10 protein-coding genes are annotated in these 15,389 nt (G+C 44.6%); 3 read left to right on the top strand and 7 right to left on the bottom strand.

The window, feature by feature from the left end; all coding sequences use genetic code 11:
- Nucleotides 1-5 precede the first annotated feature (5 nt).
- Complete coding sequence (locus tag AAC853_RS07530; protein WP_340614128.1) at nucleotides 6-5,129, bottom strand: DUF637 domain-containing protein; 5,124 nt, start codon at nucleotides 5,127-5,129, stop codon at nucleotides 6-8.
- A gap of 30 nt (nucleotides 5,130-5,159) precedes the next feature.
- Nucleotides 5,160-6,857: a ShlB/FhaC/HecB family hemolysin secretion/activation protein gene (locus AAC853_RS07525; RefSeq protein ID WP_340614127.1), complete on the bottom strand. Its 1,698-nt coding sequence runs from the start codon at nucleotides 6,855-6,857 to the stop codon at nucleotides 5,160-5,162.
- Between the two features lie 493 nt (nucleotides 6,858-7,350).
- On the opposite strand from AAC853_RS07525, the gene glnD reads away from it, so the two are divergent.
- The gene (gene glnD, locus AAC853_RS07520) at nucleotides 7,351-10,005 is read left to right on the top strand and encodes a bifunctional uridylyltransferase/uridylyl-removing protein GlnD (protein WP_340614126.1); all 2,655 of its coding nucleotides are present in this window, start codon (nucleotides 7,351-7,353) and stop codon (nucleotides 10,003-10,005) included.
- A 37-nt stretch (nucleotides 10,006-10,042) separates the two neighbouring features.
- Nucleotides 10,043-10,867: a 2,3,4,5-tetrahydropyridine-2,6-dicarboxylate N-succinyltransferase gene (gene dapD, locus AAC853_RS07515; RefSeq protein WP_338884444.1), complete on the top strand. Its 825-nt coding sequence runs from the start codon at nucleotides 10,043-10,045 to the stop codon at nucleotides 10,865-10,867.
- 145 nt (nucleotides 10,868-11,012) lie between these two features.
- Here the strand turns inward: dapD and AAC853_RS07510 are convergent, their stop codons facing one another.
- Nucleotides 11,013-11,648: a hypothetical protein gene (locus tag AAC853_RS07510; protein ID WP_340614125.1), complete on the bottom strand. Its 636-nt coding sequence runs from the start codon at nucleotides 11,646-11,648 to the stop codon at nucleotides 11,013-11,015.
- Nucleotides 11,649-12,009: 361 nt separating this feature from the next.
- On the opposite strand from AAC853_RS07510, the gene AAC853_RS07505 reads away from it, so the two are divergent.
- Nucleotides 12,010-12,396, top strand: a complete 387-nt coding sequence (locus AAC853_RS07505; protein WP_340614124.1) for a DUF3461 family protein — start codon at nucleotides 12,010-12,012, stop codon at nucleotides 12,394-12,396.
- An 84-nt stretch (nucleotides 12,397-12,480) separates the two neighbouring features.
- Here the strand turns inward: AAC853_RS07505 and AAC853_RS07500 are convergent, their stop codons facing one another.
- The 4 genes from AAC853_RS07500 to syd form a co-directional block, all read right to left on the bottom strand.
- Nucleotides 12,481-12,927, bottom strand: coding sequence for a flavodoxin (locus tag AAC853_RS07500; RefSeq protein WP_338884440.1), 447 nt, complete (start codon nucleotides 12,925-12,927; stop codon nucleotides 12,481-12,483).
- A gap of 35 nt (nucleotides 12,928-12,962) precedes the next feature.
- Nucleotides 12,963-13,715: a tRNA pseudouridine(65) synthase TruC gene (gene truC / locus AAC853_RS07495; RefSeq protein WP_340614123.1), complete on the bottom strand. Its 753-nt coding sequence runs from the start codon at nucleotides 13,713-13,715 to the stop codon at nucleotides 12,963-12,965.
- 1 nt (nucleotide 13,716) lies between these two features.
- Nucleotides 13,717-14,043, bottom strand: coding sequence for a YqcC family protein (locus AAC853_RS07490; RefSeq protein WP_340614122.1), 327 nt, complete (start codon nucleotides 14,041-14,043; stop codon nucleotides 13,717-13,719).
- Nucleotides 14,044-14,640: 597 nt separating this feature from the next.
- On the bottom strand, nucleotides 14,641-15,192 hold the full coding sequence (gene syd, locus AAC853_RS07485) for a SecY-interacting protein (RefSeq protein WP_340614121.1): 552 nt from the start codon (nucleotides 15,190-15,192) through the stop codon (nucleotides 14,641-14,643).
- Nucleotides 15,193-15,389 lie beyond the last annotated feature (197 nt).

The raw sequence follows: 15,389 nt of genomic DNA, 5'->3' as shown, positions 1-15,389 counted from the left end.
CCCCCTTACCTAAACTTTATTTCCACGTTTCTTTTAGCATCATCACTAACTTGAAATTGTTTATCGCGTATAATTTCAACTGTCCAGCGTGCCTTGGTTTTATCTGCACTGGCTGAAACTGCACGCAAGTTTATGGTGCTGCCATCAGCAAGCTTAGCAAAATAAACACCAGTTTTATTAGGAACTTGCGTAAGAGGTACACCACCTGTTAAACTTTCAGCATAAGCGCGGATATTCTGTTCAGTCAATTTCTGAGTTTCAAACACTTTAACAGTACCTGCTGCGTTGCTTCCCCCATCACCATACACTTGTTTAAATCTCTGTCCAAAGACCGTCAACTCACTTTCAGTATTGTTCCTGTCAAAAATTTTAAACACGTTTTCTTTGTGTGTTCTCTTGATTGATTCCAGGGCATCAAGAGTCGGTTTTGACAGCGCATCATTCTTAATTTCAGCCTGAACGATCTGGGAGACCGATTTCCCTTCTAATTTACCCGTCTTTGAGAAAGTTTCTCCTGATTCATTCAGGGCTTTTGCCAGTGCACGCGTGCTCTCTTTGCTTTTGCCCAGAACCAAGATGGAGCTACTTGTCAAAACACCCGTACCTATAGCAGCTTCGGGTGCTGCTGCATCAAGAGCTGCAATTGATGCCTGGTTCAGGCATAACAAAGGATTGGCCTTACAGCTTTGAAGAGCGACACGCCCCGCAGCGAGCAATCTTGCAGAGCCGGCGACTAATATATGTCCACCAATAGCAGTAGTATAGCCACCTGCTGCCGTGATTGTCACAGCAATCGCTGCATCTCGCCGGGCAGCAACACGTTCAGCGGCGGCTTTATCCCCTTTCGCTGCCGCTAGCATGTCTTTTTGGTTTTCAAGCGCCAGCCAAGACCACATATGCTCAGTCCAGTTATTACGATAAACCAGTTCTGCGGTACTCGCTGCCTGATAAGCCCCTTCTGGGGTATGACTGATTAATGCCCCCGACAATGCGCCAATAAACTTAGCTAATTGAGCCTTGGCTTCATTTCCCCTCAGTGCATCCTGAATTTTATAAAGCTGGCGTATTGGTTCATTTTTATATGCAGGTTCAAATAACCTGTTTTCCATTGTGATTGCAGCAAATTCAGCCGCCAAAGCACCGACGACAGCCCCTTTAGCATCCCCGCCTGCAATTTCCGCACTGATCCCTGAGACAACAGCATGACTGAGCGTCTTGCCCGCATGCCCTAAAATTTCCCCGTTATCACCAACCAGTTTGGCCCCTTGCGCCTGAATTTGATCCCCAATATTGCTCAAAAATGCCGTCTTCAAATTGTCCGTAAAACTGCCGCCATTGATGGCCGTCCCCAGCGTTGAACCCACGACGGAATGCGCGGCAACACGCTGGGCTACCTTAATCCAGTCGCTATTCACCAAAGGAAGCTGGGCTTTGGCAGGATCAACAACCCCGGTCTCTCCTGCGATGTTTCCCCATCCCATTGAGTGATCCAGGCCAGCCAATGTCCCCCCCATTGCCATTTTTGTTACGAGAGATTTTACGGAATCACGCTTTGCCAGAGCGGTCAGTGTCCTGGAGAGATTGCCTTGGTTTTCAACTAAGGCAACCGCTGCCTGCGAAGTCAACCCTATCATGCCACTATAAGCCGCCCCATAAACTGCACTCGCCGTAACACCTGTTGCCCCGGTCGCTCCCACCGCAGCTTCTCCCGCCCAGGCAGCCATACCAGAGCCTGCGGTTACCGCCGCAACGGCAATCGCAATCACAGCCCCCACAACCGGATTCAGGCTCTGGCTTTTCTTGTCCCAACTACTGTAAGCATCCTTAACCAAACTCCACTGAACGTCATGACGATTGCGCAGATCTTTCAGCCATTCCGTCCCCGGGGTATTGCCGAGTCTCACCAACGCGTCTTCAAGTAACTGCCCCTCTTTGGCTTTTACATCCGCACTGACACCTTGCCCTGACTCCACCGTCAATGTCCCGCCAACACGCACTGACGGTATGGACCATACCTTCTCACTACTGCCTTTATCACGGTGTGTAACAAAAAAACCTTCTGACACGGAGACAGTTCGTTCAAACGCAGTATTTGGCATCGCCCTGAAGTTTACTTTTCCTGTTTGGCTGGTAATTTTCGCGTTTTCGTTGGTGTCGATCCGGCTCGCTTCCAATGTCACATCGTCTTTTGCCATCAGGGTAATATCACCCCCCGCAATAAACTCAGCCGGTTTGCTCGTTGAGTTATGTTTTATCCGGGTTGCTTCCTTACAGCTCCTGAAGATGAAAAAACCGCCACATTTCCTTTCATTATCTTCCCATTTATATGACTCTTCCATCGCTTGCGCATAGAGAACGCCCCCTTTGGCAGCAATATCCATGGCCCCTTTAGCCATCAACGCGGTTGCCTGAAATAAAATACTGCCCTGGGCATGCATCGTTAATGTACCGCCACTCTTAAGCTGGCTAACACGTTGTGTGAAGCGTTCACTGTTGCCGTCTTCGATATGTTCCTGTACCGACTCGAAGCGGATATTTCCGCCCGTGGAGAGCGTCATATCACGACCGGATGTCAGGCTTGAGCCATAGGTTAATAAATTCCCTGCCGCAGAGAGGGTAAGATTCTGGGCTGCATTAAGGGTGCTAATGCCAGCAGCGTAGGATTTATAATCTGCAGTGTGGTCAGGCGAATATTTTTGTGCCAGGAAGACCATGTCTTGCCCCGCATTAACGGAGATATCCCCTCTGCTCGAGGTTAATGTAGCAAACCGGCCAACGATATCCCGGCTTGCACTTAGTTTCAGGTGATCGCCGGCAGTAATACGGGCGCTACCCGCCAAAATTCTGGCGCTGGCTTCATTTAAAGGCACATCTTCGGCATCATGTGCATGCATATCAATATCACGCCCTGCGCCCAATGTGATGTGTTGTCCGGCGTCGATCTCTCTTCTGAGTAACTTAATATCATTGCCCGCAAACAAATTAATACTGCCCGTCGTCCTCAATGGACCCACATTCCAATTCTGAAGTGTGGGGCTAACATCCAAGTTATGGCCGGCGCTTAATGTCAGGTCATAGGACGCATTGGGCTGAGTTGCCGTGTAGAAGTACAAATCTTTACCCGCCGACACCCGTAAATTGTTAGTGGCTGAAATGGAGGAGCCATCACCGTTGCCTATTGTAATATCGCCTTCATGCACGACATATTCAACATTGTTCCCTTTCAATACCACGTTTTTAGTGTTGAGGTATTGACCGGTAATTAATGTCAGATCGTTCTTTGCTTCCCATTTGGTGTCTTGTGCCTCAATGGCTATTCCCGCATTTAACGTAATATTATTTGCCTGATTTGACCGAAGCCCAATGACCTCGATATTGTGACCCGCTGATATCTGTAAATTGTTATCAGCCACGGTCACACCATTTTTCACCGTGATGTTTCCAGCGCGCGCAACAAGTTCAACATCGTTCTTCCCTGTCAGTGTTGAGGAGTCCATCTTGATATTATCGCCGGCAACCAATACCAGATTATTATCCGCATGCATCATTCCCTGGGAAATAGCCATGTTACGGTCAGCGATGACTGACAGTTCATTGTCCGCTTTCACTTTAAGGTAACCGGGACCTGTTATTTCACCGGCATGAAGCAGGATATTTCTCCCGATGATTGATGTCATGCCCGATAACAAATCGAACCTGTTTTTAAAATCGGCAACAATATTATGGCCCTGGAGTGAGGTGAGTTGTTTGTATTCCGTCCAGTCACGATGGTTACCCGTGAAAAAGTTGTTACCCGTTAGAATAAGATTATTACGTGCACTTAACTGACTGGTGTTTTTGTTGGTGAGATTTGAGGCATTGATATAAGCATTCGCCCCTGAAGCGAGAAGGCCACCCTCAATATTACTGAATTCTTTTGTGCGCATGACGATATCGCCATATTGGGTTTGCAGTGTCCCTTTATTGTTGCGGACCCAACTCGCTGGATTGCCCACCCAGTCTTTTTGCAGCCACAGGTTGCGATTGGCCTGAATCAGAGTGGCCTCTTCTGCCTGATTATCAAAACGATCAACAAATAAACGCATATCACCGCCTGAGATCACCTTACCCACATTGTTCAGGGTATTGGCAGCCAATGTGATATCTTTCCCGGCCTTGACCTGACTGCCTTTCGCTATTTCAATGTCTTTACTACTCACATTAATATCGGTTTTGGCGTTGACATTCCCAAGGGTGATTTTGCCATCCACCGTCAAACGGATACCATCTTGCTGAGTGGTCAAATTGGCGAGATTAACGCCAACGCCGGTTTCCGTTCCCACCAGGCTGATTTTATTCGCATACATGCCTCCCATCGCCCGTGTATCAATGGCAAGTTTGGGGACTGTTCCTGTGCCTTTAACGGGAAAATTTCCATGTTCAAAGTCAAACAGGTTAGCCCCTTGTACCAACGACAAGTTTTTGGCTTTTATTACACCGTTAAGGGTCGTCGCACGGCTGATAATATCAACATAATCTGCTGACTGTGCATCCAATCCACGCCCGCCAATAGTAATGTGTCCTTCTCTCACGCCGATGGCTGCCAGTGCCCCATTTTTATCAACCATCGGCTCCCCGGTCGTTAATGTCACCCCGGCAGTATTGATAAAACGACAACCATCACAGGTAATACCATTCCAGTTAGCAATGACAACCCGGGCTTTTTGCCCCGCCACTTCCAAAGGGCCTGCCAGCTTAGAAGGGTCGGAACCCATCACCTCATTAATAATCAGGTCTGCGCCTTTACCGTTAATCAGGTTCGGATTTGCCCGAATTCTCCCGGCCAGTTCGGTTTGTGTGTCCGTGTTCGCGTTATTTAATATCACTCCCATGCCCCCAGGCACCCCAAAATTGCCGTAATAAATATGGCTCACACCTGCCGTATTCGGTTTGGGGATATTCATAACATGAGAATACATTTGGCTGCCGGTTACCGGATCCTCGTAATAGTACTTCTCAACATCCCCTTCCTGTAGCCTGCGAGCGTCAGGATTGGTTTGCCCTATCGCGGGATGCAGTGGATACACCGCTGTCAGATAAGTAATCAGATAAATCAGGCACTTCATTTTTGATGAGTTTTGTTGAGACATCATGGGTTACCTTTTCTTATCAGGGTTAACTTAAAATTCGAGTGAAACGCTGGCATAAAACGACCACGCATCAGGCTTTAGCGTGTGCGGGTAATACAGTGGCTTACCAATCATGAGCTGGGATGACATCACCTGTTGTGTCAGCGTGACACCAAGGGCACTGCCTAATAAATGGGCCTTTGCCACGCCATAGCGAGACTGTCCAACCCGATGGCCATAATCCAATGCCCCCATAAACGTCAGTACACCAATCTGACCGACGTCAAGTTGATGGGTGACCTCCTGTCTCCAGTAGACCCCCTGGTTACCACTCAGGTATTGGGTTTTATATCCCCGTATCGAGTACAATCCCCCCAGAGACAGCCGTTCAGGGGAGGGCAAATCATCGGGAGTCAATTGCCCATAAAATGAGGTTAAATACGCGGTATTGGGGGAGAAAGGGTAATAATAACTGCTGCTTAAGTTGAATTTACGGAAAGTATTTCGGGTTGCGAGAGGAGGAGATGTGACCGCGTTTCCATACTCAAAGGCGGGTCTGAAGGTAAAATAACCGCCTCCCAATAGGGTACTGTACTGGGCGCCGATATAGGCTGTTTTTATCACCGGACTGCTTAAAAAGAGTTTTTGATCGGCAATCGCATTTTTCACCGCCTTATAGCGCCCACCGGCTTGTAAACCTAATTTTTGCTTTCCATCCCGATAAAGTGTGCGGGTGATATCAAGCTGGTGTGTCTGGTTTTCACTGTCATAGGGATAATTTTTTCCCATGATCGCCAGTTCTTGCCGCGAGGTATGGTAAAAATAGTGGTAACGTGCGGTCCAATAGCCATAAGGAACACTCATTGACAGCGCCAGACTACGGCTATGTCCCGCCGGCCTAAAATCCGTATCCTGTAGCCAGGAGAACGACCACTGTTCACCCAATCCCAAAGGGGCATCCAATACCAATCCGGCACTTGCCTGATATTCGCCTATCCCTTTTTGACCGCTGTTATCGACGCTGATCAATCCCCTGCCCGGAAAGCGACGGGCTTGCTGCCGAATATGCACTGTAGAGTACCCGGGTTGTGTACCTGGTTTGATCTCAATGGTGAAACGGGACGAAGCCAGACGATTAAGGTGCTCCAGTCCCTGTTCAATATCGCGCAAATTTAGGATCTTTCCCACTATCCCCGGAAACAGCATCTTTGCCATACGGGGCGGTTTTCCGTCAATTTCAATGGCATCAACCCGGCCTTCTATTACCGTAATGTGGAGTTTGCCATCAGAGAGACTTTGTTCAGGCAGGTAGGCTTGCGAAGTGATATAGCCCTCTGTGATATAGGCGTTAGTGACTGCTCGCACCAATTGCTTAAGCTCAGTCAGTGTCACGCAACGATGCACATAAGGTTGGGTCACTGTGTACTGTATAGATGTAGATAAGGACTCTGCGCCTTGAAATAGGATTTCGTCAATGTTGACGCACTGTGTATCAATGGTCGGCTCACTCTCCATTATTTGTTCGGGAATAACCGTTTTTTTCCGCAAATCTTCCCGTTGTTGCTGGGCATCATCCAGCAATATTTTTTGCTGTTGACGCTGACTGTCCAGTATCGCTGGCGGGGATTCTAAACGCGGTTCTTGCGCTTGATGACTAAAGGGAAGCTCATCGGCTTGTGCGATGTGTATGACAAACATCGCCCAGCCCAGTAGCCCCACTTTTATTTGGTTGAATATTTTTATTGCCATAGTTAAATTAATTAATCAGTTAATAATTATTTATAAAAGGCGACACGGTCTATTTTTATATTTATTAGCTGATTTTCAATATGGCCTAAATCACAAAGAAATATTTATGGATTATAAAACCAAAAATATATTGGAAATAAAATATTCACCACCCTTTGAACTTATTAGTTCTAAAATAAAGCCAATTCCACTACCTCATAGATTAATATAGAATTAATGAAAATTATCTTTATATGCCAATCCAACTTCAAGTTGCAGCTTGCAAATCAATGTGATTGTTTATATCTCCCCGCGTAGCGGGGAGATATAAGACGCATCTTGAAAGACGATTGGTATAGGTTATTGTGGAAGGTATTATCGACGCTTTAGCAGAAACTGATTGGAAAACACTGTCTGAGGGAATGGGGACAAAACAGGACAATAACCCCTGTTCATCCTATTATTTTCTCAGTAATCTGATCATCATGAGTTTTCTCACGATAGGTTTCTGCATATGCCGGTTGATATCTCCTTAACGCAAGCCCCCGTTCCGCCTCTTTCTCCTGTGGAGTTTTCCTACGATGACCTGCAATTCCCCGCGCTTAAACAGCATATTGATGAATTCCAGCTCTGGCTTGAGCACGCATTCAAGGCAGGGATCTCAGCGGATGCACTGATTTACACCCGCAGTGACTATATTGATCAACTTTTAAAACGATTATGGCAGGAACAGGGATTTGATCAGATCAATTCCTTTTCCTTGATTGCGGTCGGTGGTTATGGTCGCCGCGAATTACATCCTCTCTCTGACATTGATCTATTGATTTTGAGCCAATCGCCATTGACTGAAACGCAATCAACTCGCCTTGGGCAGTTAATTGCCCTGCTTTGGGATATTCGTCTTGAAGTCGGCCACAGTGTCAGGACATTCGAAGAATGCCAGCAAAAAGGGCTTTCCGACCCCACTATCGCGACTAACCTCATTGAATCCCGTTTGATTTGTGGAGATTTATCTCTCTTTCTGCGCATGCAGAGATATATTTTCAGCGATGATTTCTGGCCATCCACTCAATTTTTTGCAGCTAAAATTACTGAACAAAGAAAACGTCACCGACGCTATCACAGCACCAGTTACAATCTGGAGCCTGATATCAAAAGCAGCCCAGGTGGACTACGCGATATTCACACATTACTTTGGGTCGCTCATCGCCATTTTGGTGCCACCTCCTTAGATGAAATGGTCAATTTTGGTTTCCTGACCCAGGAAGAACGCAATGAATTGAACGAGTGTCAGAATTTTCTCTGGCGTATCCGTTTTGCGCTCCATTTGGTTGTTACCCGTTACGATAACCGGTTGCTGTTCGAACACCAATTTAGTGTCGCCCAGCTGCTCGGCTATGAAGGGGAAAGAAATCAGCCGGTCGAGCAAATGATGAAAGATTTCTATCGCATGACTCGCCGTGTCAGTGAGCTAAATAACATGCTGCTGCAACTGTTTAATGAAGCCATTTTGGCCTTGCAGCCCAATGAAAAACCACGTTTCCTGAACACTGAGTTTCAATTGCGGGGAAACCTTATCGATCTCATTGATGAAACGCTATTTAGCCGTGATCCTACTTCAATCTTGAGAATGTTTTATCACATGGCTGAACATCGTGAAATTGAGGGGATCTATTCCACCACATTGCGCCAGCTGCGTTATGCCCGTAGAAATCTGACCGCTCCGTTGTGTGAATATCCTAAAGCACGAAAAATTTTCATGGATATTCTGCGCCATCCCCATGCAGTTACAGGGGCATTACTCCCAATGCACCTTCATAGTGTCTTAGGGGCTTATATGCCTTTTTGGAGCAATATTGTCGGCCAGATGCAATTTGACCTTTTTCATGCTTATACCGTTGACGAACACACCATCCGCGTACTGCAAAAACTGGAAAGTTTTGCTGATGAAAATAACCGTGTGATCCACCCTCTGTGTGTTGAACTTTACCCACATCTTCCTCAACCAGAGCTATTACGGCTGGCCGCTTTTTTCCATGATATTGCTAAAGGACGCAATGGCGATCATTCTGAGCTTGGCGCTAAAGATGCCTTCACATTTGCGCGACAGCATGGTTTGACAAACCACGAAGCTGGATTAGTGGAATGGCTGGTTCGCGATCACCTGCTGATGTCAGTGACTGCACAACGTCGGGATATTCAAGATCCAGAAATCATTCAGCAATTTGCCAGCCAGGTTAAAAACCAAAACCGCCTTAATTACTTAGTCTGCCTGACCGTTGCTGATATTTGTGCTACCAACGCTAAACTCTGGAACAGCTGGAAACAAAGCCTGATACGTGAACTCTATTTCGCCACTGCAACGCAATTGCGCCAGGGAATTCAAAATACCCCTGATTTACGGGAACGAATCCGTCACAATCGCTTACAAGCATTAGCCCTTCTACGCCAGGAAAATATCGACGAACAGCGCTTACACAATATCTGGAGCCGTTGCCATGCAGATTATTTCCTGCGCCATACTCCCGACCAATTAGCGTGGCATGCTAGCCATTTAATCCATCACTCCCCTTTGGAACCCATGGTTTTGATCAGTACCGCCTTTTCTCACGGTGGTACAGAAATTTTTATTTGGTGCCAGGACCGGCCTTCGCTTTTTGCGGCTGTTGTTGGGGAATTGGACAAACGTAATTTAAGTGTCCATGATGCTCAAATCTTCACTAATCGTGATGAAATGGCGATGGATACATTTGTTGTTTTAGATCCTAATGGTCATCCACTGGCGTTTGATCGTCACGAACCTATCCGCCGTGCCTTATTGAAAGTCATGAACGATCCACATCCTAAAGTCCCAAAGGCACGCAATTTGCCTGCCAAGTTACGCCATTTTAATGTCCCAACCAAAGTTAACTTTTTACCGACAAAAAATGCTCGCCGTACTTATATGGAATTAGTTGCATTGGATCAGCCTGGATTACTGGCACGGGTAGGCAATATTTTCGCCGAATTGGGTGTTTCCTTACATGGCGCCCGCATTACGACTATTGGTGAACGTGTGGAAGACTTTTTTGTATTAGCGGATAAAGATCAAAACGCATTACATAAAAAAATCAGGGATGAACTATCAGAAAGGTTGACAGAGGCTCTCAACACACGAGATAAACTATAACAAGATTCTCTTAACAGAAATTAGGAACCGCATACTTATGCAGCAATTACAAACGACTATCGAAAATGCATTTGAAGATCGCGTTAATATCACCCCAACTACCGTTGATGGCACAACCCGCGATGCCATTAATCAGGTTATTCAAATGCTGGACAGTGGCAAACTGCGTGTCGCTGAAAAAATCGACGGCGAGTGGGTAACTCATCAATGGCTGAAAAAAGCGGTATTGCTTTCCTTCCGCATTAATGACAATCAGGTGATGGAAGGTGCTGAAAGTCGCTATTTCGACAAAGTGCCGATGAAATTCGCTGACTATGATCAGGCTCGTTTCGAAAAAGAAGGATTCCGTGTCGTACCTCCTGCAGCTGTCCGCCAAGGGGCTTATATTGCACGCAATACCGTACTGATGCCATCTTACGTCAACCTCGGTGCTTACGTGGATGAAGGCACAATGGTAGATACCTGGGCAACAGTCGGTTCCTGTGCACAGATCGGTAAAAATGTTCACTTATCCGGCGGAGTGGGCATTGGCGGTGTCCTGGAGCCATTACAGGCCAATCCAACCATCATTGAAGACAACTGCTTTATCGGTGCACGTTCTGAGATTGTAGAAGGCGTTATCGTAGAAGAAGGCTCCGTGATCTCAATGGGTGTTTACATCGGCCAAAGCACCAAAATCTATGATCGCGAAACCGGCGAAATCCATTATGGCCGCGTACCAGCGGGTTCTGTCGTTGTATCCGGTAATCTTCCATCAAAAGATGGCAGTTACAGCCTGTATTGTGCTGTTATTGTGAAAAAGGTTGATGCCAAAACCCGTGGCAAAGTGGGTATTAATGAACTGCTGAGAAATATTGACTAACGATATAAACTTTCTATTTCATAAATAAGTTAATAAGTTCACAGAATTACCGAGCGGCTATATATTATATAAATGTATAGCCGCTTCACTATCGATCCGGAGAAAACAATTTTTCGTCTATAGAAGATAACTTACTGAAACAATTCTATTGAATAGGTAACTCGTTTTTAGAAATGATTGCCAATCTATTTTGGTAGTGCTCAGGATCTCCCCATAACCAAATTTCTTGACTGCTAACATCATTTTGGGTCAGAATTTTGTGCAACTCACCAGAAATCATGTCATAAGAATAAACATGCATATTATATGCTAGTGCGTCATACATCCGATCCTGCCAAAAAGCCATACCGTCAGTTGTCTGGTTCATATCTGATACAATGACATCATACCGTTCAATTAAATAATCAAAGAATACCTTACCGGCTAAGTCACGTAGGACAGCTCGATGTTGAGGTGTCCTAATTCGCCACACAAGAATTTGTGTTACAGGGCGGCAATTTAATACAACATCTGGCTGTATAACTACCCTGTTATAATAAACAACTTCTTTAGAGACATCATTAATTAAGGCTAGCTCAAAATGAGACTGACTAATCCACTCCCCCAATCGGCCGTCGACACGAACCATACGATAGCCAGGAGAAAATACTAACCCTCTTATCTGATTTGTAATATCTGTTCCGCCCATTAATGAAATATAGAGGGCATGATTATCTGAGCCTTCGTTCAAATGAGCAAAGACTGCATTAATCTTTTCAGGATCCACCAATTTTTTTGGCATGTCTTCCTCTCAGCTCTACTTATCTAAATGGACAATATAGACAATATATACCAATCTAACTTCAAGATGCGTGTGATTTCATATCATGTTGTAAATTGCAACTTGAAGTTTAATGCGTATAGTTACCAAATTGATAAATATCTCTTGACATGATATTAGTTTGATTAGATCTTAAGTTCAATAAGAAAACATGTTGCTTTATTGTCCTCTTGTTGTTCTACTTTTCTACTGAAAACTAACCTGTTTCGATTAGTATTTCCTCAATCCCCATTAACCATTTGACTTTTAACGATTACGAAATGGATAATAAATCCACTATTTTTAGCCTTTCCATTTCATTTAGATGACTAGGTGGCGCGTTATGTACGATAACTTGAAAAGTTTGGGGATCACACATCCTGAAGATATTGATCGCTATAGCCTCCGTCAGGAAGCGAATAACGACATTCTGAAGATTTATTTCCGCAAGGACAAAGGCGAATTTTTCGCCAAAAGCGTTAAATTTAAGTATCCACGCCAGTTAAAGACCATCTCTGATGCCCACTCTAGCCAGGGTTATAAAGAAGTCAAAGAGATCAACACCAACCTACGTTATGTCATTGAAGAGTTGGATCAGATCTGCAAACGTGATCAAATAGAAGTGGATTTGCAACGCAAAATCCTCGACGACTTACGCCATCTCGAACATGTCGTTGCGAATAAGATTGCAGAAATTGAAGCAGATTTAGAAAAGTTGACCCGTAAATAAATTATGTCAGCTTGCTTATACACCGCTTATTTTCCCAAATTCTCGAACCCAATAAAGGTATAAGCGGTGTAGTCGTTCATTTCCTTACAACAAAGCCCCCCACTCTTCAATCCAGTTCTGAGCAAAGACTTCAGGTTCAACAACCTCAATTGCATCAATCAACAGTACCTCGCCGATTCGTTTGGCTCCCTGTTCCTGTAACAGTTCATCAAAAGTACGGCCACCACCACAGAAAGTGTCGTAACTGCTGTCACCTAACGCAATCACGCCGTAACTCAGATCGGGCTGATAGCCCAACTTATCATTTAATTCTGTATAGAGCGGCTGGATATTATCAGGCAGATCACCTTGTCCTGTTGTCGAAGTCACCACTAAGACAACGTGTTGCAAATACTCTTGCCATTGTTCTAAGGTTGCATCTTCAAAAACCACAACCTTATGCCCCTGCTGCTCAAGTATCTGCTGTGCTTCTTCTGCAACCGCTAACGCATTGCCATAAACTGTACCAACGAAAATACCAATCTTTGCCATAGATATTGATCCCTTTAATCAGTTTGATACTGCGTTCATTCATGAATAGTGAAACATTCCAGATCAGGCACAATACCCCGCCAACCAAATTGTTCAAGCAAATATTGCCATGATTGATCCCAACGCGCAGTGAGGAGAAGGTTCTCTCCTGTCACGGGATGCTTGAGTTGAAGGTGGCTGGCATGCAGCATTAACCTGCCAGTCTGATAATATTTAGCAACTCCTCGATTTTGTCGCAAATCGCCGTGCGTGGTATCCCCAATGATCGGGTGTCGAATATGTGCCATATGCCGCCGCAATTGATGCTTACGTCCCGTTTTTGGCATCAGCTCCAACAGACTGAAACGAGATGTTGGATAACGCCCTATCTCAACCGGACACTCTACTTTTGCCAACGAACGATAATAAGTAACCGCGGGTTGTGCTGCTCTATCTGTATCAGCAAATTTATCCGCAATTTTATCCAACTCTTCCATTAGGGCATAGTCGATAATATCATCACCTTCAACATAACCCCGCACAACTGCGTGATATGTTTTTTGTAGAGTATGGAATTCAAATTGTTGTGCAAGTGTCCTGGCTACTTCGCTTGAAAGCGCCATCAATAAAACACCCGATGTTGGCCGATCCAGACGATGAACAGGGAAAACATGCTGTCCAATTTGATCGCGCAATGTTTGCATCACAAAAACAGTTTCATGGCGCGCCAACCAACTCCGGTGAACCAACCATCCGGCAGGCTTATTGACTGCAACAATATGTTTATCCTGATAAATAATCTCCAGCATATCAGGTATCCTGTGTAAACAGGTTGTCCAATGCCCGTAAGAGTTCAAGTAAAGGGAAAAAACGCTCTACTTCTTCTTTATACACTTCTTCAAAATACGGGGCGATGGTAAATGCCGTCGGCAAACTGGCTTCTTGTTCTATCAAGGCGCGCATCCTTGGAATTAATACCCACTGGAGCCACTCTTCTGCTGACATGGTATCAATGGAAAAAGGTTCGATACTTTCAAAGGCTTCTGGCTTAGGCGGATAATTTTGCCATATGCCTACCGTTTTCATGGTAGCTTCAATTAATTGCAATTTATGTAGAATTTGTTTCTCGATACTCATGATGTTTCGTCTGATGCTTGTCTATTGCTCAGATGACAAAAACTGCCACCGTGTCATTGGGACATAAGAGTATCATTGATACGATTTCAGCGGAAAAATTACGACAGGAAAAATGGCGGCAATAGTTAAAAGTAAATAGTTAGGGTAATACAAATGGAGTTAAGAGGAGAGATTTTCTCTCTCCTCTTGAGTGGCTGTCATAGCAATCCTGCTACATGGGGTGCTTCCTGCTAATTTCCCTGACAAAATACATCCTTGTCAGTTATCCTTTATTCAATCATTATACTAATGGTTTTTAGCGTTCCTGCTTGTACCTAATCATCCTTGCACCATCTTCCCGATGGATTTATTCCCTGGTTATTGTTTTACAATGGTTCCTTGCGGAACAGTGAAAGGATCTACGATCCAGCCTCTTGAAACAAGCCACTGAATCAGAATCGTAAGCAATATGAAAAATTCACATTGAGATAAAATTACACATGTTATTGATATAGAATAAAAATAATTTCAATGAATAATATTCACGTCATGATTAGAAGAGATATCTCACGTAAAATGTGAGATATCTCTTACAAAAAAGCCAATCAATATCTGCAATCAATCGCACACAACAGGATTGATAACCGAAAGGAAACTTGTCAAATCTGCGGATAAAACTTTCCGCTCCTGGCTGCCAAACCGTTCAAGAATCACTTGCCCTGTCAAATTACACAAAGAAATCAATCCCATATCGGAATCAGTCGTCCCAATAAAGACGGTAGGTGAGAGCTTTAACCGCTTCTGTGTCACAAGATGACCAATCAGATTTTCCTGCAAGCGAATGAAATCATCTTCACTCCATACCTGAATCAAACTGAAATTTTGCCCGGCAAAACTGGCTGTCATATCACCCGCAAACTGCATCACATAGTAATCATGGATAGCATCCTGCAAACGGATCTCCAGTGCAGTTTCTACCTTACTAAGTTTTTCTTGGGCAGAAAACGACCGTGGAAGCCAATACACCACACCATCTCCCGTACGCTCGATACAAGGTGAAGGTATGCCATACAACTCACTGCTGGCTGGCGGAAACCCTGTTTTCTCTTGCCATAATTCAACATAACGTCGGGTAAAGTCAGAGAGTGCCTCTGTCACATTAAAGGTCATATTATTATATCATCCCTATTTTCAGGCTTATAAAAGTGATGTTACCATCTTAATGAAAAAATGTTGATATAGCCTAATTCTTTTCAAGAGTCTTAAATATATTCCAATCAATTATTGGATTCATCATAGCTTTATATTCTATAACAAATAAGATCCATCTAAAAATAAAAACCATAATATATTAAATATCAGACATA

This window comes from Xenorhabdus thailandensis, from assembly GCF_037996785.1.
Lineage (GTDB): Bacteria > Pseudomonadota > Gammaproteobacteria > Enterobacterales > Enterobacteriaceae > Xenorhabdus > Xenorhabdus griffiniae.
Note: the sequence above shows the minus strand (reverse complement) of the source record. Positions and strands in the feature narration are given on the sequence as shown.